The sequence below is a fragment of the Moorena sp. genome, from assembly GCF_982860115.1.
Map to the genome: position 1 here is coordinate 19,470 of NZ_CEYLVT010000049.1, position 18,635 is coordinate 38,104.

Sequence of the window (18,635 nt, forward strand, 5' to 3'; positions counted from 1 at the left end):
TTACCGATTACCAATGATCCAACAACTCCTAAACACTAATGGGTTGTATTTTAGGAGATGTAGGTAGTTGGGTACGCCAACGCAGGGTTTGATCTAATCTGCTAGTGCTAAGTAATTGTTTGATGTGAGCAATACGCTGATACCTCGGTCCCTCAAACTCTTCCAAGGTTAAGCCTACGGTTTGATAAGCTTGGTAGAGTTCTTGAGCTCCCCGACGGGCATTCCATTGGGGTTTGAATTCGGGTAATGTCTGAATGATCCTACTACAATCAACGCGATAACAGCGCTTATCGGGTCCAGCATCTTTAGCGTATTCAATTTCGCAGCCTGGAACTGTTTCTTTGACAATTTCGGCTAACTCTCGAATGCGATAGTTGTCCTCATTCCGTCCCACATTAAACGCTTGATTGTGTACCAGCTCACGAGGTGCCTCCAACACCGCAATAAACGCTTGGGAAATATCTTCAATATGGACAATGGGACGCCAAGGGGTGCCATCGCTCTTGATATACACTTGACCGGTGGTAAATGCCCAAGCCACCAAGTTATTGAGTACTAAATCAAAGCGCAAACGCGGCGAAACACCATAAGCCGTAGCATTCCGCAGAAAGGTAGGACTAAAGTTATCGTCCGCTAACTGAGTAACATCTTGCTCGACACGAACTTTAGAAATGCCGTAAGGAGTGACAGGGTTGAAGGATGATTCCTCAGTCAACCAGTCATCACCACCAGCACCATAGTTACTACAGGACGATGAGAAGACGAAGCGCTCAATGCCTGCGGCTTTGGCTAACTTAGCCAAATGAACTGAAGCAGCATGATTAATCTGATACGTTAAGTCAGGATTCAGATTCCCCAAAGGATCGTTGGAAAGCCCTGCTAAGTGGATTAGAGCATCAAATCCTTCTAGTTCTGTTGCCGTAACGTCACGGATATCCTTTTTTAGCTCTGGAATTTCTCGGATTCCTTCACCAAAGGTACTCTTTTCAAATAAGTCGCTATCAAGACCAAATACATCATACCCTTGAGCTAGTAGCATTGGCACCATCACTGTGCCGATGTAGCCCTTGTGACCAGTTACTAATACTCGCATTATTTTCCTCCCAAATTTTCCAAGGTGCATTGCCACTGTTCCACAGACTTTCTAACCTGCGCTTGTCGCGCAAGGTATCCATGCATTGCCAGAATGAAGTGTGGTGATAGGCCATCAGTTGCCCATCTTTGGCTAGTCGCTCCAGTGGTGCTTTTTCCCACTGGGTGTCATCACCATCGATATAATCAAAAACTCCGGGTTCTAAAACAAAGAAAGCACCGTTGATCCAGCCTTCTCTGGTTTGAGGCTTTTCAGAGAATTCCGTAATCTGGTTTCCATCTAGGTCTAAGTAACCAAACCGTGCAGGTGGACGTACTGCAGTTAAGGTAGCTAATTTGCCATGGGAGCGATGGAATTCCAGGAGGGCATTTAAATTGACATCAGAAACTCCATCTCCCCAAGTGAGCATAAATGTCTGATTGCCTACGTAGGGAGCGAGCCGTTTAATCCGACCGCCTGTATTGGTGTAAATACCAGTATTGATTAAATCAACTGTCCAATCCGGTGCTGCACCACCGTGCTGGATGACTTTGCCATTGTTAAGGTTGACTGTTAAGTTACTATTAAGTGAACTATAGTCCACCATGTATTTTTTAATAACTTCTGCCTTATAGCCGAGAGCAATCACAAAATCTTGGAAGCCATAATGGTAATAATGCATCATGATATGCCAGAGGATTGGTCGCCCTCCGATTGCTACCATTGGCTTTGGTTTTGTGTCGGTTTCTTCCGCTAGACGAGTACCGAGACCCCCGGCAAGAATTGCTACTTTCATATGAATCTTGAGAACAAAATTACTAACAACAAAATTACTAAAAGGTTTTACGTAAACTCAATCATATAGTTATGATTTCAGTCATCAATAAACCTATCGATTTATCCTATCAAATTCGGTTGACTAATGATCATAATTCCTGAACGGGTAATTGGTAATTGGTAATTAGTAATTGTTAGTTGGTAGTTAGTAATTAGTAATTGCTAGTTGATGATGAACCATCACCCATTACGCATTACCAAAAATTCAGGGATTATTGGGAAAGTAATTAACCAGACTTGATATCATTCAGTATTTTCAATTAAACCCAAGTTGTAGTTAGATCTGTTGCCAGATTGGCTTGAATTAAATTAAAAAAAATTCATTAATTAAATATTAAGTATTGTAATTTTTTTGACAGAAAGTGGTATCTGAACAATGCTAAAAACACGATTAACTAAGAACTGGTACCACTGGATGATCAGTAAAGGTTTGGCAAGACTGATTCACAAAGTGTTACTTTTTATACATCTAACCCATAAATATCAATCCCAAAGACTTATATCCTTTGGATGCGAACATGGTGAATGTGCAGGATTACGGTGCCAAAGGTGATGATATTACCGATGACACAGCCGCCATTCGCCTAGCAGTTTAGGATAACCTCACGCTTACATCGCACCCTGTTCCAACAGGAACCTATTTGGTTAGTGATTCAATTGAGTGGCAGAATCAGAAGGGTATGTTTGGGGCATTTCTGACTTGGCAGGGTGAAGGCACTGACAAGACTATGAGCAAGCTTCAGGAGAAAGCCAAAGGTTTTGGTAATCCTTAGCAGCCCAGGGAATCGGCTTAGAATGGTTGTATGGGCTAGTTCAAGAGCCAAGTAGACTCTCAAACCGCTACTACAGTACCATCCCACCTTTTATATCTCTGTCTTTAAAGCAACTGTTTTTAGAGAGTTTGTTGAGAAAAATAATATAAAACAGTTAGCTAATAAATTAGTTAAAAACTAAAACTAAACCTGGATAAACACAGGAAAAAATTTGCTTTATCTGTGTTACTGTTGAGGGGTTTGCGGCTTCAATAAACCTCAGGTAATAATTATAAGGGCTAAGTCGAGGTTATAGCAACTTTCAGGCTTGATGAAGTAAACTCGTCCTCAATGACTTACTCACACACAGCCAATGAACATAATCACTCTCATTTTATTTATTGCTGGCTTTGTACTTTTAGTTGTTGGGGCGGAAATCTTGGTGAAGGGCGCATCACAGTTGGCGTTGGTAGCAGGCGTCTCCCCCTTAGTGATCGGGCTGACTATAGTCGCTTACTGCACCAGTGCCCCAGAATTAGCCGTAGCATTGCAGTCGAGTTATGAAGGACAAGCGGATATTGCCCTTGGTAACATCGTTGGCAGCAACATTGCCAATATTTTGCTAATCTTAGGCATATCTGCAACTATGTTACCCTTGGTTGTATCCCGGCAGTTGGTGCGATTAGATGTACCTTTGATGATTGCTATATCATTCCTACTCTTGTTTATGAGCTTGGATGGCCAACTGGGTAGAGTCGATGGCAGCATCCTGTTGGCTGGCGCGATCGCATATAGTTTATTCACCATTATTCAGAGTCGCAAAGAAAATCAGGAAATCCCAGACCAGGATACCCCTGAAACCGATGATCCCCAGTCTTCTACTAGCCTGATAAAGATAGTTACTCAATTAGGGCTGATTGTTTTCGGCTTAGGAATTTTAGTACTAGGTTCCCAGTGGTTGATTAATGGAGCTATTGCTTTGGCCAAGATCTTTGGCTGGAGCGAGTTAATTATTGGCTTAACCATTATCGCTGTTGGCACCTCTCTTCCAGAAATTGCCACTTCCATTATTGCCAGTGTCCGTGGTGAGCGAGATATTGCCGTAGGTAACGCTATTGGCAGCAATATTTTTAATATCCTGTTGGTGCTGGGGATGTGTAGCTTGATTGTGCCTAATGGTATACAGGTGTCAACTCCTGCCCTAAACTTCGACATTCCAGTAATGATTGCAGTGGCGGTGGCTTGTCTGCCAATTTTCTTTACTGGCTATCAAATTTCCCGGTGGGAGGGATTTCTCTTTTTAAGCTATTACGGTGCCTATACTTTGTATTTGTTCCTGAACGCCACACAGCACCAAGCTTTATCACAATTTAGTACTATCATGATGACATTTGTCGTACCTCTAACGATAGTTACCCTAGTGATTTTGGTGATGCGCAGTATACGGACTACAATCAAGTCTGGTTAAATATTTACCAAAAATTTTGGGTTTAAAGCCCCGTCCTTCTAGGACGGCTTTTTTTTGTTCGTCTTTGGCGGCTCCAAAGGAGCATCTATGTATTGACAGTTTTCTCGCACCGTGTTATTATGAAATATAATAGCAGTCCTAAATGATTCGTGAAATATATTCGCCAAAGCAAACGCTGTAACCCTTGCCCAGCAAAAATTCCAGATTTTGCTAATTTTAAAAATGATTTAGGATTGCTATAATAACAAAAAAATAATTAATGTTCTAGATAAACATGATCTTGAATAAGTAGACAGTGTAAAAAACATGTTTTGAGATAATCATGTTGCACAATCAAGTCTAACGATTTGGACGTCTATGAAAGTCTAAGATCAAAAAAATGTTCATCTAAATTTGTTATCTATTTTAGGTACGGTGGGGCACACCGAAACCTAGGTCATAGACCAAATACGCTTGTGGAGAGGAGACCTCTATTTTTCCTGGCTCCGGCCTGGTTAAACAAGTCACCCCGTGGAAGCAAGAATCCCGGTGCTTCCAGGGCGGGGAGTGTCAACGAATGGCCCAATTGCTGCAATTGAGCAATTGATCCATTGTTTTGCTTAATTATTAATGAAAGTGGTGCCAAGCTCAATTTGTCGAGCAGCTACCATATATCGAAAAATATAATCGGCTAACTCCAAGTAGATCTGGGCACGTTCGGTGGAAGACGCCCAAACCGTTATACCGTGGTTCCGAATCAATAGGACATTGACTGATGGCGATGCAGCCTGAAAGCGATCGCATATCTCACTACTAATGCGAGAAACATCTAGATGGTTGACAAATACTGGTACCGTGACTTTAGGGTTCTCCTCCCGTACTCCAAATCCCTTAAGCATTTCTAGCGGTGGCAAAGGCAGGGTATTTTCTGTAGTAAAGCCAGAAACTAAATTCGCCTCAATGGTGTGAATATGATAACAGGCTTTAGCATCTGGGAATAAAGAGTAGATACTTTGATGAATGCTTGTTTCAGCTGAAGGACGAGATTCAGGTAATGGTTTTTCTACTACTGTGCCATCAGTGGCGATGCGAATAAAGTCTTTGCTGCCTAGCTGCCCTTTATGGCATCCACTAGCAGTAATCCAGAAGCTGCCATCGGGCTGTTTAGCAGAGAGGTTACCGGCTGTCCCCACCATCCAACCTAATTGATAGAAGTGACTAGCAGCACTGATTAAGGTTGGTCTTGGATCAATTCCTGAACGTAATTGCTGGTCATTGCCGATTGAGGAGCCATGATTAACCATTGTTCCACCGCTGGGATAGCTGTTGTTGTATATCAAAAAAATCATCCCACGGAATGTAGGGCTTTTGGCGCTCCTCCAGGTATTTGCTGAGGCGATCGCGGGCGAATACTACCGGGGCTTTCAGGCTCATATTCAAGTCCGTTACCGAATCCCCAATGGCGATCTGCTCTTGAGCTGGGTGTTGTGCCATCACCCGCACTTTAGACACAAGTTCTGTATCTCCTTCAAACTCAGAGGTTACCTTGAGAAAATCCCCGGTCGTTTCCACATCAACAGCATAAATAGCTGCTACCCGCTCAAGTAAGGATTTTTTCCCCGTGCTTCCCTGGCTCAGAACCGTTTCCACCATGCACCGCAAACCACCGGAAACCACAATAAAAGGCACATTCTGAGTTTCAAGAAAATCTAACAATTGCTCTAAACCAGGCCGAATCGGTTTGGATTGGGCATAGGCAATAATGTCAGGATAGCTGGCTGAAGGAATTGACTCTAACATCTGGCGCACACCTTCCCTCAGAGTCAGCTTCATACTGTACAGCTGGGGCATAATTTGGGCGGACAACTCGGGAGCAAAGTGTTTGAGCATGCCCACAAATGTTTCAACGGCGGTAATGGTACCGTCGAAATCGCAGAATACAACTCGATTCACAATAGTATTTAGTCTAAGAGTGCTGAGTCCTGAGTAAGAACTGTCGCTGTTGATGATATGTTCACGATCAATAGTATTACTATAGGTATTACTATAGCATTTATCAAAAATGGGAGGTACTTACTACCTTGGGGTTGCGTGGGAGTAGGTATTAACGAGTATGGATTACGGAGTAGGGGTAAGAAACCGTACTGTACCTCATAATTATGATAAACACTATCTTGTCATTACCCCATAACCCGATTACCCGATTACCTCCGAGATGAATGTATGGCTTCAAAAAATGCTTTAACGCCAGCAGCAGGACCATCGGGATGATCCATAATGCCAGTGCCAGCATTAAGAATGACCTGTTGTCCGTAATCTGCTACAACCTTAGGGACAATCCCAGCATGAATGCCAGCGGAGGGAACAGGAAATACATTACGCGATCGCAAACTATCTCGAATTCGCTTTTCCTCCTCTGGGTCAAAGGGTAAACTACCATAATGGGCGGGATATAGCACCGCATCTGCCCCACCATGAGCCATCAGGGTTCCCAACACCACTGAGTAAGCCATGCCGTGGTTAGGGGCTCCACACAGGGCTCCTGCTAAAGCCGGATGGGCAAAAATTGGCACATTAATCTCTGGATCAGCAGCTAAGGCTTCTAGGACAGAGAAACCGTAGGTCAAGACATTCAGCAGCAGGGCATTTGCCCCTTCCTTTACCAAGGTATGAGCTTTCTCAAGCAATTTGTCAGCCGAACCAGTTACATTAACGGCATAGAGTACAGTGCGCCCAGTTTGCTGTTTTATTTCATCGAGTACCTTACGGCAGACTTCTAGACGTTTCAGGGTTGGTGCTATCTCCAAATCCCCCAGAATCTCATCATCTTTTATAATGTCAAGTCCAGCTCCAGCAACCTCTTGTAAAATCTTCCCATGGTCTTCAGCTGAGAGTCCCAACGCTGGCTTAAAAATTGCCATAATCAGGGGACGGTCAACTACTCCTAGTCTTTCCCGAATTCCGGTAATTCCGAATTTCGGATGCCTACCGTAGTGTTCTGGCAAGCGCACTGCCATGACTTTAGCTGGTCCTGCCATGGAGTATTTGCCAAAGATCATGGTTAGTAGAGTAGGGATATCGTTTTCCACATTAGCTTCGGGAAAACGGATGGTAGCCAAACCAGAACCATCAGGGTTAATGACACCTTGAACAACAGTACCAAGATGGGAGCGAAACACATTTTCGAGATGGGCAAAACGAGCATTCCAGGTGCCTGCGGTTTGCCCAACAGCAATCACTTTCGCTTGTTTTTCGACATCAACACCGCGAGGAAAGCGGTAGTCAACTTCAATGGACATTGTAATGAGTGGGTACTTAAAGACGTGATAGATTGACCTGTCCCCGGTTTAAAAACACGAGGATTCTAAGCTGTTAGCAAGGATGAGTGTTTAAGTCTTTTACAAACTTAAATTCATTCCTGATCTGTCAGCCCATATGATACAGGGCAAGGCTTATTATTAATTCTTGCGTTTACCATGAGGGGTGACACCCTTCTCACCTCCTTGTTGACAGTCCGCCAGATCTATTTTAGTATTTTCCAGTCATCTAGTTTCAACCCTAAAAACGGAGAATTAAATATGTCTGATATGGATCAAGACGGTAAACTGTGGATAATGAAAGAAGTTTATGGAGCCAAAACACTCCCAAAAACTGAATCCTATGAGACTTTTATCAAATCGGCTCTCATTTGTGCAAAAGGAGACGGCGTACTGACACCAGAAGAAAGAGACTGGGTTGTTGGTCGTGCTGCTGCATTTCGCAATTCTGGGTATGAATTAGCCAAAACTTACCCAGCAGATGAGGATTTACTTGATGTGCTCGCTAATTCATCTACTTTGAATAAGAGCGGTCGTCGTATGATAATTTATGTTGCCATTCAGGCTTGTGCTGCTGATGGAGAATTCCATCCAGACGAACGGGCGAAAGTTCACAAAATGGCTCAATCTCTTGGGATTGAAGAGGATGTCATTAATGAGATAGAGCAATTTTGCATGGAGGAAGCTAAGATGCGAGAAAAACGGATTGCCCTGATCTTTCCTGAAGGCGTCCCTTGGTAGTCGTAAATCGTCAAGATGTAGTGGTTTGGTAAAGGTATCGTCAAGGTTTCCGGTGCTAAAATCACGAATTGTGTACCACTAGGCTTTGCTTAAATCCTAGCCTAGGGTCGTTAAGGCGCTCAGTGCTGCAAAAGCTCACCTTTTAAGAGAGCTGTCCGCCTTAACACACCAATGGAAAAGGCAAAGACAACTATGCCTGGGTACAGCACGATTAAGTCACGGGATTGATAGCCAGCGGTTTCCTTAAGTTGTTCAAAGTAGCTATGTGACATACTCCTACACTGAATAGTTCGCGTAGCGTCGGCTTTGCCGAAGATTACAGTGTGTGCTTCTTACCAATTCGAGATGGGCAAAACGAGCATTCCAGGTGCCTGCGGTTTGCCCAACAGCAATCACTTTCGCTTGTTTTTCGACATCTACACCGCGAGGAAAGCGGTAGTCAACTAGGTCTGGACATATTAAATAAGTTATCAACTGGGATATTCTCAAACGGCTACTACTGGCTTCATCGGAATTTCCATACCCGTGTATTGCGGAACCCAGCCTTCAGTAGTGATAAAGTAGCGCACAGCTTTAACCCGTCGTGATGGGGTCAGATAAAACCAATGTTCAGTATTCGCTGGCACATTAATGTACTCCTCAGGCTGCACAGTCAACTCCATTTGGCTGCCATCAGGACGTACAAACCCAAAAACCCCCTCTCCAGCAACTATGTAGCGTACTTCATCGTCAGTATGGTAGTGACAATCCTTAAATTTGGAAAGGAGGCCATCAAGATTAGGTATGTCTGGGTACAGTACGATTAAGTCACGGGATTGATAGCCAGCGGTTTCCTTAAGTTGTTCAAAGTAGCTATCTAAAGCTTGGAGTACTGTTTCCTTTTCAATATCACTCAGGGTGTCTTGCTCTAGAAGGCTGTGAATTTCTGGGTTCTCCCCTACAGACCAGTGATTTAGCTGAACCTTCAGAGGCGCTAATTCTTGGGCAATATCACTGAGCTCGGTATAAGTTTTACCATCTTCAAGTCGTAAAACCGCCATCATGTACCTCCTGTTGGCTGTTCGGTATCCAAAGTTAAAAATTGTAATATTAAGCATTGCTCTAGGTCAACCCACACCAGCCATCCAAACACTATTATTAGGTATCAAAAGGCATAAAACGCTTCCAGAAAGGCTGTTTTAGAATAAAGTCCGCCCAGTTTTCCTCAGAAAGGTTAACATAAATTAATATAAGAAGCTAAATTCTATATTTGCCACATCCTCGAATCTATGGAGGTAACAACGAGTGAATAAAAAGTGGAGAAACGCAGGGCTGTATGCACTCCTAGCCATAGTGGTGATCGCCCTTGGTACAGCATTTTTGGACAAACCGTCCCCAAGTCGAGATACGTGGCGGTACGACCAGCTGATTAGCCAAGTCGAGAGCGGCAAGGTGGAAACCGTTAGAATCAGTGCTGACCGCAGTAAAGCGATCGCGATCGCTCAAGATGGTCATCAGGTAGAGGTCAATCTCCCCAATGACCCACAACTAATCAACCTTCTGAATAATAACGGTGTAGATATTTCAGTTCTACCCCAGAGTGATGAAGGCTTCTGGTTCAAGACCTTAAGCAGCTTCTTCTTCCCGATTCTGCTCTTGGTGGGATTGTTTCTATTACTGCGGCGTGCCCAGAATGGCCCAGGTTCTCAAGCCATGAACTTTGGCAAGTCCAAGGCTAGAGTCCAAATGGAACCCCAAACTCAGGTAACCTTTGGGGATGTGGCGGGTATTGAGCAAGCCAAGCTAGAGCTTAACGAAGTAGTAGACTTCCTCAAAAATGCTGACCGCTTCACTGCTATTGGGGCTAAAATTCCCAAGGGAGTCCTGCTCGTGGGACCTCCAGGAACCGGTAAAACTCTCTTAGCTCGTGCAGTAGCTGGGGAAGCAGGTGTTCCGTTTTTCTCCATCTCTGGTTCTGAGTTCGTCGAGATGTTCGTAGGGGTTGGTGCTTCTCGGGTGCGGGACCTATTTGAGCAAGCCAAAAACAATGCTCCGTGTATTGTATTCATTGATGAAATCGATGCTGTGGGGCGTCAGCGGGGTGCCGGTTTAGGCGGTGGTAATGATGAACGGGAGCAAACCCTCAACCAGTTGCTGACTGAAATGGATGGGTTTGAAGGTAATACCGGTATTATCATTATTGCTGCTACCAACCGCCCAGATGTTCTTGATGCTGCCCTACTACGCCCTGGTCGTTTTGATCGACAGGTAGTAGTAGACCGTCCTGATTATTCCGGACGTTTGGAAATTCTCAACGTTCATGCTCGTGGGAAAACCCTGGCCAAAGATGTGGATCTCGAGAAGATTGCCCGTCGTACCCCTGGTTTCACCGGAGCAGATTTATCCAACTTGCTCAATGAAGCAGCAATTTTGGCAGCCCGTCGCAACTTAACCGAAATCTCTATGGATGAGGTGAATGATGCCATTGACCGGGTGCTTGCAGGGCCAGAGAAGAAAGACCGGGTAATGAGCGAGAAACGCAAAACCCTCGTAGCGTTCCACGAAGCAGGTCACGCCCTTGTGGGTGCCTTAATGCCCGATTATGACCCAGTGCAGAAAATTAGCATTATTCCTCGGGGTCGTGCTGGTGGTTTGACTTGGTTCACCCCTAGCGAAGACCGGATGGATTCAGGCATGTTTTCCCGTTCTTACCTGCAAAATCAGATGGCAGTGGCCTTAGGTGGTCGGATTGCTGAAGAAATTATCTTCGGTGAAGAAGAAGTGACCACAGGTGCTTCCAATGACTTGCAACAGGTGACTCGGGTGGCACGGCAGATGGTGATGCGCTATGGTATGAGCGATCGCCTTGGCCCAGTTGCCCTAGGACGGCAGAATGGCAGTATGTTCCTAGGTCGGGATATTGCCTCAGACCGGGATTTCTCAGATGCCACAGCATCAACCATTGATGAAGAGGTTCGCAAGCTAGTTGATGAAGCCTACGAACGGGCTAAGAATGTAATTCTTGGCAATAAGCACATCCTCGATAAGCTTGCTGAAATGCTGATTGATAAAGAAACCGTAGATGCTGAGGAACTCCAAGAGATTCTAAGCACTAACGATGTCAAGATGGCTGCGATCGCTCTTTAAAACAAGGCGATTTGGGCAATCACCTAGGTAAATACAATGGTGAATACAATAGCCTCTAGCTATTAATCATCCGTAACAGGACACCGTAACAGGACAGTGTAACTAAGCACTGTCCTGTATTATTTTTAAATTAAATCTTAAAAAAGAATAAGGATATAACTATTCCTGTTCAAAATTCCATAAGCTAATCTAAATAATCTCGAATCCCATAGATTCCCCACGTGTGAATCTATGGCAAGGAGCGCGATCCTAAATCCGAAGGATTTTTTTGTGATACTATAATCAAACCAAGCTAGGGGTGCCTGAGAAACCAGGCTGAGATTACACCCTTAGAACCTGAGTCCGGTTAATACCGGCGGAGGGAAGCTGTCATCGAGGAAATTAAATATGCGAATTGAATGGGTTGCCAAGCGCCGTGGTCAGAGCAATGTGACTCAAATGTACTATGCTCGCCAGGGTCTTTTTACAGAAGAGATGCACTACGTAGCCCAGCGGGAAAACCTTCCCGTTGAGCTGATCAAAGATGAAGTGGCACGGGGGCGAATGATTATCCCCGCCAATATCAACCACACTAACCTAGAGCCAATGTGTATTGGTATCGCCTCCAAATGTAAGGTGAATGCCAATATCGGTGCCTCCCCCAACTCTTCTAATATTGATGAAGAGCTAGAGAAGGTTAACTTGGCCGTGAAGTACGGGGCCGATACCGTAATGGACTTGTCTACAGGCGGTGGCAACTTGGATGAGATTCGTTCTGCCATCATTAATGCCTCACCTGTACCCATTGGCACGGTACCCGTTTACCAAACCTTAGAAAGTGTCCACGGCAAGGTGGAAAACCTTACTGCCGATGACTTTCTCCACATCATTGAGAAGCACGCTCAGCAAGGAGTTGACTATCAAACCATCCACGCTGGCATCTTAATTGAACATCTGCCTTTGGTCAGAAACCGGCTAACCGGCATAGTTTCTCGTGGTGGTGGTATCCTCGCCAAGTGGATGCTCCATCACCACAAGCAAAATCCCCTCTATACCCACTTTGACGACATTATAGAGATTTTCAAGAAATATGATGTCTCCTTCAGCTTAGGAGATTCCCTGCGTCCTGGCTGCACCCATGATGCATCTGATCAAGCCCAGTTAGCAGAATTGAAAACATTGGGGCAGTTGACTCGTCGTGCTTGGGAACATGATGTACAGGTGATGGTAGAAGGACCTGGTCATGTACCAATGGATCAAATTGAGTTCAATGTCAAAAAGCAGATGGAAGAGTGTTCAGAAGCACCTTTCTATGTCCTAGGACCACTAGTGACAGACATTGCGCCTGGATATGACCATATCACCTCTGCCATTGGGGCAGCTTTAGCTGGCTGGTACGGTACCGCCATGCTGTGCTATGTAACCCCGAAAGAACATTTGGGACTGCCTGATGCTGAGGATGTGCGCAATGGCTTAATTGCCTACAAGATTGCTGCTCATGCGGCGGATATTGCCAGGCATCGTCCAGGAGCACGGGACCGGGATGATCAACTCTCCATTGCTCGTTACAACTTCGACTGGAACCGCCAGTTTGAACTTTCCCTTGACCCCGAACGAGCTCGGGAATACCATGATGAAACCCTGCCAGCAGATATCTATAAGACAGCAGAGTTTTGTTCCATGTGTGGACCAAAGTTCTGCCCCATGCAAACTAAAGTTGATGCTGATGCCTTGACTGAACTAGAGAAGTTCTTGGCGAAAGAACCTGCCCATCAAGGCTAATTAAATCATCAATAAGCTGAACCTTTAAAAAAACCGGTTTCTGAGCAGAAGCCGGTTTTTTTTTGACTTTCACTGCCACTTACCTATTAGAGCGCTACGGGCTGGGAATCGGGAATCGGGAATCGGAACCCACCCCTAACCCCTCCCAGGAGGGGAACGGGAATCGGGAATCGGAAATACCAAATAGGAAATAGGGAATAGGCAATAAGGAATAGGCCATAGGGAATAGGGAATAGGCAAGAAGCAATAGAAAAGCCAAGTTAAACAGCTTTTAGTAATTATCAGCTCACCATTATTTGTAAATACCGTAGCGCATATTCTCCCTTTTTTTAAATAACTATATGTAGTTTTTTTAAGCTCTGTCATCTAAATTTGCTAATTATAACCCATCTCATCAAATTAGATGTTTCACAGGTGATTAACCAGTTGATTTAAGAGAAAACTCAGGTGATTTTCAGATTAGCGAATGATGGTAGTTATAGAGCTAAGATAAAAAACACAAAGGATAAAAAAATGACAAATCGTGATCAATTTTGGACTATGGCAGATCATTCTCGACTGGAAGCTGAATATCTAGCTGATGAGAAACTGCAATATTTACAACATGCCCCACTGGACGCTTTACAGCAGATATGTATCCAGTACCGTCATTTTACCAAACAGTTTCCTGATAATCTGGCAATTCTAATTTCCAAAGCTCCTTACGGAAAATTTAAAAGCTTAACCGCTGAAATACTAGCAGAAGAGTTAGGTGAAGGAGATCATGAGAATAATCATCTCCAACTATGGGATAAGTATCTGTTAAGTATTGGTATAAATCAAGATTTATTTGAAAACTGTCTTAGCGAAGAAAATAAAATTTTGCTTGATGAGATTAAGCAATTAACGTTAAACAAGCCTACCACCTATGTGATTGGATTATGTGGTATGGGTGGAGAGTGTCTGTGCCAAGTTTATCTCTCTACTATGTACAAATATCTTGTCAAAAACCCATACATAAAAGAAAACAAACACACCATTGATTGGGATTTTTGGAACTTTCATGTTGGTGAAGCTGATATTATCCATCGTCAAAAGGTCAGAGATGCCATTAATGAGATAGTTGATGCCGACCCATCTACCGTAGATGATTTAACCGCTGGCTATCAGAAAGCCAAACATAATTGGGATACATTTTGGACGAATAACTACAAATTAGCCATGACTAAGCAGATGGCAGCTGTAAATTGAGTGAATAATTGAGTGAATAATTGAGTGGCATAGAAGTAAGTAGAGTCCATCAATCAAATCACTCTACTGCTTCAAAAGACCAAATCCTCACAAATTGCTCAGATATTTATTATAGCAGTTGGCAATTTAAGCAGGTACTCCTGAAAACCCTGAACGACACACAGGACAAGGAAAACCAAAAAAACTGATCGCTGATAGATCACTGCTAACTGCTATATTAGCTTGACTCAAAATGAAACAAAAATCAGAAATGACCCATTCTCTTGAAGCTTTGAAGAAACATGGCCAAACCACAGCTTCATCTACTTTAGGCTTGTGGGATTCTATTCGAGCAGATTTTGAGGCTGTGTTTGAGAAAGATCCTGCTGCATCCTCTTGGCTTGAGGTGTTAACTTGCTATCCAGGCTTACAGGCAGTTACGGTTCATCGCTTTGCTCATATCTTATATCGCCACCGTTTATTTTGGCTGTCTCGCTTCATATCCTACATTGTCCGTTGGCTAACAGGAATTGATATTCATCCAGGTGCTACCCTTGGTCGGGGCATATTTATTGATCACGGTACAGGTGTAGTAATTGGGCAAACTGCCATCGTTGGAGATGGAACCTTAATTTATCAAGGTGTTACTTTAGGTGGCACTGGCAAACAACTAGGTAAACGTCATCCTACTGTGGGAAAAAATGTAATCGTTGGAGCGGGAGCAAAAATTCTTGGGGACATTGAAATTGGTAACAATAGCTGTATTGGAGCAGGCTCAGTAGTTTTACGGTCTGTTCCTAATGACTGCACTGTTGTTGGGATTCCGGGACGAATAGTTAGGCAATTCGCCAAACCGATTAGTCCACTTGCTCACAGTAACATCCCGGATCCAGTAGCTAATGTGGTTGATAAACTTATCCAAAGGATAGATGAGTTGGAAATCAAACTAAACCAATTGCAGCAGTGTAGAGAAATGCAGTTCACCGAAAAGCTGTTGTGTCAAGCTCCAGCTATCAACTTATCTCAGAATCCTAATTTAGATAGCCGCCAGCTAGCAAAAGTCGATTAACTTTTGTTAATAGAGGAGATAAATGTCTTGGAAATCATAATTGCTACTATGCCCTTGTAGGTAGCCATAGTAATGCTAGTGGTATTGCAGCGACCAAGCCAACAGGCTGGCTACCGAGTATGATATGTAAATCCTAGAATGGAAGCTCAACTGTTGAAGGACATAAAAGGCTCCGAGATTATAGATACAGGTGACCCGAAAACAGGGAGTAACTTTAATGAAATTAGAGATATTAATTGCCCCAAATACCAGACAAAACTGACCAAAATGGTTGATCTCAAACAGACTCATATTCGGTATTAAAAATGCCCGGTATGCTATGGTATATGGTTTGATGCTGGTGAATTTAAGGATATTTTTAGCTAATTAATAGCCTAATTAATAGCCTAATTAGCAATTTAAAATTTCAATTAATTGGCTGCCACTGGGAAAACCTATGGGAAAAGGTAGTAGCTTGACCACGATGCTAATTTCCCTGATCAAGCAGGTTCGAGATGCTCAAGTTGGAAATGATCAACTCTATTGGGCTGGTTTCGGTAAAGTTATGACAAATTCACTATATGCTCCCACTTCAGTTTCCAGCTTTAAGGTTCCTCCATGCTGACCGACGATGATATCATGGGTCATTGATAATCCTAATCCTGTTCCTTCTCCAGTTGGTTTAGTGGTAAAGAAAGGATGGAAAATTTTCTCTTTAATCTCCGGTGCTATCCCTATACCATTGTCACTGATGCGGATTTCTACCATCTGCTCCAGATTTTGGGTTTTGACCCGCAATGTCGGGGTAAAGGCTTTCTCCATCTGATCTGGATCTGACTGATAAGATTGCTGTTTGGCTTGAACCGCATAGCAACTGTTGTCAAGTAAGTTAATAAAGGCGCGGCTGAGATCATTTGATACTAGCTCTAATTGTTCAATAGAGTTATCGTAATCTGTGTCAATGGTAATATTGAAGCGATTGTCAGAGGCTCGCTTGCTGTGATACACCAACTGTACTGCTTCGGCTAAAAGTTCATTGAGGTTAGTCAGTTGATGTTGAGAGCTCTCGGTTCGTGCGTGCAGCATCATACTGCTAATAATGCTATCGGCTCTGTTACCGTGCTTATTGATAGCTAGGGAATTTTCTTTGATGTCGGTTAGAATCTCTTTGAGATAGTCTAGAGCGTCTGGATCGAGATGTTCAGATTGGTTATCAAGTTCTTCAATCGCTTCCTCCACCAGCTCAACGGAACCTTCAGCATAGTTGTTAACAAAGTTGAGAGGATTTCTGAGCTCATGGGCAATACCTGCGGTTAACGCGCCGAGGGAAGCAAGTTTTTCTTGGACAACAATCTGCTGTTGAGCAGCTTTTAATTCGACGGTTCTTTGTTCTACTTTCTCTTCTAGGTTGTGGGAATAGTCTTCTAGTTGGGCATTCGCTTGCTGCAAATCCTGATTCAGTTGAGAGAGTTCCGCCAGTAATCGCTCCCGCTCGGCTTCGGCTCGTTTACGTTCCGTGATATCTCGAAAGGCTGCGATCGCATAAGCCACATTTCCGTCTTGATCATAGATCGGTGTACCCCAAGCTTCTACAGGAATCATCTTGTCCGGTTGGCGTATTTCCATATCGTCAACTGCCACACTCTCCCCCTGCAAGGCCCTCAAAATCGGATTCTGTGCTTTGGGGTAAAGTTGCTCAGTTCCAGCCAAATACAGCTGATTAGTGTCTTGTAACTGTGACCCTGTAGCTGACTCTATGATGCCTTTGTCTGAAATCTGCTGTCCGGCTTTATTGATCAAATAAGGCTTACCCTTGGCATCAGTTACACATACTCCCACAGGCATGGCTTCTAAGAACTGCCTCAAGCGATTCTCATTTTCGTGAAGTTGGGAAATTAAATCAGCTTGTTCGCGGTTGGATTTTTCTAGCGCTTTATTCATTGTCTGGAGTTGAGCATTTTTTTCAGCTAGCGCTTTATCCTGAGAATAACTATACAATGCCTCTTTTACAGTGATTCTGAGGTCGTCAGCCTGCCAAGGCTTAGGTATATAACGATATAATTTAGCATAGTTAATCACATTTCCCACCGCTTCCAAATCAGCTTGCCCAGTCAACATAATTTTGAGGGTTTTAGGTGAAATAGTGTGAATGCGCTTGAGTAATTCATCCCCTTTAAGATTGGGCATGATGTAGTCGGAAATAACCAGGGCAACTTCATAGTCATCCTCTACTAATTCTTCAAAGACTTCTAACGCTTCTTCTCCACCTTGGGTCATTTCAATGAGATAGTTATCTCCCAAACTAGTTTCTAGCTCAATCTTCAGGCTATCTAGGATGGTTTGTTCGTCATCAACACAGATAATGGCAGTTCTATTCATAATTTTACTAAAGCAGACTTAATTGTTGAAATTAATTCCTTAGTATTCCACGGTTTATGTAAACATCGATATAGGTTAGCATATTGTTGCGCCCGTTCAACCGCTTCGTCATCAGCTTGTCCCGTTAGCATCACTTTAATAATATCGGGATATTTGTGATGGACATTAATCAGAAATTGATCCCCTTTCATTCCTGGCATTAACCAATCGGAGACAATAATCAGAATTTGTTCTCCATTCTCATAAAGTTCATCAATGATTTCCAAAGCTTCATCAGCACTTTCAGCAAATTCATAGAGATACTTATCTTCAAAAGCTGCTTGAAGTTCCATCTCCAAGCTTTTCAAAATCGATATTTCATCATCAACACATAAAATTACGGCGTCAGACATGACTAGTTTCCTCATTGAATTCATACCAATTCTGGCCGATTACGGCTACACATTAATTTCATCTGGCCATCTCCCGATCTGGCCATCTCCCGATTTCCCCATCTGCATCTGTAGTCCTACTTTGAAAAATGGCTATCAATAGTCAGGGAAACGGTCGAGATGGGTTGAGTAGGCAAGGTCGCGTTCGCTAGCCAACGCCCTTCGGGCTAATCGCATAAGTAATCTTACGGTCTTGATCGAAGATGACAAGTTTTTGGTAAGCCTCACACACCCCTCGATAAACCAGGGTTCTAAGGCGCTTAGTAAATTTCCTCAGTGAGCCGATAGCCTGGGGGTGTAATCATTCTTGGTTACTATGGATGATTTAATGACATGAACTGCAACTAGCCACAGTTTTGACACTCCCCGCTCTTGCCTAGACTGGGTTTTATTGCCTCAGACAATTGTTTATCAAGTAGCTACATTTATAACTAACTACACTTATAACTAGCTACACTTATAAGCAGGTACACAAAATTAATTACACATTTTACAAAATTCAAAGCTTTGCAGGG

General features: G+C 43.5%; 20 protein-coding genes, 1 pseudogene and 1 riboswitch. Of the genes and pseudogenes, 10 read left to right on the forward strand and 11 right to left on the reverse strand.

The genetic code is table 11. The features are described 5' to 3' along the window. Positions 1–28 precede the first annotated feature (28 nt). Positions 29–1,093, reverse strand: a complete 1,065-nt coding sequence (locus AC4II3_RS11035; protein ID WP_488011385.1) for an NAD-dependent epimerase/dehydratase family protein — start codon at positions 1,091–1,093, stop codon at positions 29–31. Next, the gene (gene rfbF / locus AC4II3_RS11040; RefSeq protein WP_293080052.1) at positions 1,017–1,868 is read right to left on the reverse strand and encodes a glucose-1-phosphate cytidylyltransferase; all 852 of its coding nucleotides are present in this window, start codon (positions 1,866–1,868) and stop codon (positions 1,017–1,019) included. Before rfbF ends, AC4II3_RS11035 begins: the two co-directional genes overlap by 77 nt. 547 nt (positions 1,869–2,415) lie before the next feature. Between rfbF and AC4II3_RS11045 the strand changes: the two genes are divergently transcribed. The 4 genes from AC4II3_RS11045 to AC4II3_RS11060 all read left to right on the forward strand — a co-directional run bounded on the left by AC4II3_RS11045 (position 2,416) and on the right by AC4II3_RS11060 (position 4,129). Then, positions 2,416–2,505: a glycosyl hydrolase family 28-related protein gene (locus tag AC4II3_RS11045; protein ID WP_488011777.1), complete on the forward strand. Its 90-nt coding sequence runs from the start codon at positions 2,416–2,418 to the stop codon at positions 2,503–2,505. 45 nt (positions 2,506–2,550) lie between these two features. Next, positions 2,551–2,682 carry a hypothetical protein gene (locus AC4II3_RS11050; RefSeq protein ID WP_488011775.1) on the forward strand — a complete coding sequence of 44 codons (132 nt, stop codon included), beginning with the start codon at positions 2,551–2,553 and terminating at the stop codon, positions 2,680–2,682. An 11-nt stretch (positions 2,683–2,693) separates the two neighbouring features. Next, positions 2,694–2,831, forward strand: coding sequence for a WecB/TagA/CpsF family glycosyltransferase (locus tag AC4II3_RS11055; RefSeq protein WP_488011779.1), 138 nt, complete (start codon positions 2,694–2,696; stop codon positions 2,829–2,831). A gap of 203 nt (positions 2,832–3,034) precedes the next feature. Then, a complete protein-coding gene (locus AC4II3_RS11060; RefSeq protein ID WP_488011773.1) occupies positions 3,035–4,129 on the forward strand; it encodes a calcium/sodium antiporter in 1,095 nt (364 codons plus the stop codon). A gap of 599 nt (positions 4,130–4,728) precedes the next feature. On the opposite strand, the gene mtnB is transcribed toward AC4II3_RS11060, so the two are convergent. The 3 genes from mtnB to AC4II3_RS11075 all read right to left on the reverse strand — a co-directional run bounded on the left by mtnB (position 4,729) and on the right by AC4II3_RS11075 (position 7,407). Further along, positions 4,729–5,412 carry a methylthioribulose 1-phosphate dehydratase gene (gene mtnB / locus AC4II3_RS11065; protein WP_488011771.1) on the reverse strand — a complete coding sequence of 228 codons (684 nt, stop codon included), beginning with the start codon at positions 5,410–5,412 and terminating at the stop codon, positions 4,729–4,731. Next, positions 5,405–6,061 (reverse strand): HAD-IB family phosphatase, encoded by a 657-nt coding sequence (locus AC4II3_RS11070; protein ID WP_488011769.1) that lies wholly within the window; start codon positions 6,059–6,061, stop codon positions 5,405–5,407. The genes mtnB and AC4II3_RS11070 overlap by 8 nt, the downstream gene beginning before the upstream one ends. A 251-nt stretch (positions 6,062–6,312) precedes the next feature. Then, positions 6,313–7,407, reverse strand: a complete 1,095-nt coding sequence (locus AC4II3_RS11075; RefSeq protein ID WP_488011767.1) for a RuBisCO large subunit C-terminal-like domain-containing protein — start codon at positions 7,405–7,407, stop codon at positions 6,313–6,315. A gap of 279 nt (positions 7,408–7,686) precedes the next feature. Here AC4II3_RS11075 and AC4II3_RS11080 point away from each other — a divergent pair, with 279 nt between their 5' ends. Further along, positions 7,687–8,166 carry a tellurite resistance TerB family protein gene (locus AC4II3_RS11080; protein ID WP_070396427.1) on the forward strand — a complete coding sequence of 160 codons (480 nt, stop codon included), beginning with the start codon at positions 7,687–7,689 and terminating at the stop codon, positions 8,164–8,166. 119 nt (positions 8,167–8,285) lie between these two features. Here the strand turns inward: AC4II3_RS11080 and AC4II3_RS11085 are convergent, their stop codons facing one another. Genes AC4II3_RS11085 through AC4II3_RS11095 form a run of 3 tightly spaced genes read right to left on the reverse strand, consistent with a single transcriptional unit; the run spans position 8,286 to position 9,206 of the window. Next, on the reverse strand, positions 8,286–8,438 hold the full coding sequence (locus AC4II3_RS11085) for a hypothetical protein (RefSeq protein WP_488011765.1): 153 nt from the start codon (positions 8,436–8,438) through the stop codon (positions 8,286–8,288). Positions 8,439–8,442: 4 nt separating this feature from the next. Next, positions 8,443–8,640 carry a hypothetical protein gene (locus AC4II3_RS11090; protein ID WP_488011781.1) on the reverse strand — a complete coding sequence of 66 codons (198 nt, stop codon included), beginning with the start codon at positions 8,638–8,640 and terminating at the stop codon, positions 8,443–8,445. Between the two features lie 11 nt (positions 8,641–8,651). Further along, positions 8,652–9,206 (reverse strand): 1,2-dihydroxy-3-keto-5-methylthiopentene dioxygenase, encoded by a 555-nt coding sequence (locus AC4II3_RS11095; protein WP_488011763.1) that lies wholly within the window; start codon positions 9,204–9,206, stop codon positions 8,652–8,654. 244 nt (positions 9,207–9,450) lie between these two features. On the opposite strand from AC4II3_RS11095, the gene ftsH3 reads away from it, so the two are divergent. Then, entirely contained in the window at positions 9,451–11,292 is a 1,842-nt protein-coding gene (gene ftsH3, locus AC4II3_RS11100) for an ATP-dependent zinc metalloprotease FtsH3 (protein WP_488011761.1), read from the forward strand. A gap of 284 nt (positions 11,293–11,576) precedes the next feature. Next, a riboswitch (TPP riboswitch) is annotated at positions 11,577–11,673 on the forward strand. Positions 11,674–11,679: 6 nt separating this feature from the next. After that, positions 11,680–13,053 carry a phosphomethylpyrimidine synthase gene (thiC, locus tag AC4II3_RS11105; protein ID WP_488011759.1) on the forward strand — a complete coding sequence of 458 codons (1,374 nt, stop codon included), beginning with the start codon at positions 11,680–11,682 and terminating at the stop codon, positions 13,051–13,053. Between the two features lie 94 nt (positions 13,054–13,147). On the opposite strand, the gene AC4II3_RS11110 is transcribed toward thiC, so the two are convergent. After that, positions 13,148–13,312 (reverse strand): hypothetical protein, encoded by a 165-nt coding sequence (locus AC4II3_RS11110; RefSeq protein ID WP_488011757.1) that lies wholly within the window; start codon positions 13,310–13,312, stop codon positions 13,148–13,150. Positions 13,313–13,566: 254 nt separating this feature from the next. Here AC4II3_RS11110 and AC4II3_RS11115 point away from each other — a divergent pair, with 254 nt between their 5' ends. From AC4II3_RS11115 to AC4II3_RS11125, 3 genes and pseudogenes are all read left to right on the forward strand, one after another. Continuing rightward, complete coding sequence (locus tag AC4II3_RS11115; protein ID WP_488011755.1) at positions 13,567–14,283, forward strand: iron-containing redox enzyme family protein; 717 nt, start codon at positions 13,567–13,569, stop codon at positions 14,281–14,283. 232 nt (positions 14,284–14,515) lie between these two features. Next, on the forward strand, positions 14,516–15,331 hold the full coding sequence (gene cysE, locus AC4II3_RS11120; RefSeq protein ID WP_488011754.1) for a serine O-acetyltransferase: 816 nt from the start codon (positions 14,516–14,518) through the stop codon (positions 15,329–15,331). Between the two features lie 303 nt (positions 15,332–15,634). Then, positions 15,635–15,697, forward strand: a pseudogene (locus tag AC4II3_RS11125) (zf-TFIIB domain-containing protein); the annotation flags it as partial. 153 nt (positions 15,698–15,850) lie between these two features. Here AC4II3_RS11125 and AC4II3_RS11130 read toward each other — a convergent pair. Next, positions 15,851–17,689: an ATP-binding protein gene (locus AC4II3_RS11130; RefSeq protein WP_488011752.1), complete on the reverse strand. Its 1,839-nt coding sequence runs from the start codon at positions 17,687–17,689 to the stop codon at positions 15,851–15,853. Next, positions 17,686–18,081 carry a response regulator gene (locus tag AC4II3_RS11135; RefSeq protein WP_488011750.1) on the reverse strand — a complete coding sequence of 132 codons (396 nt, stop codon included), beginning with the start codon at positions 18,079–18,081 and terminating at the stop codon, positions 17,686–17,688. The genes AC4II3_RS11130 and AC4II3_RS11135 overlap by 4 nt, the downstream gene beginning before the upstream one ends. Positions 18,082–18,635: the final 554 nt, after the last annotated feature.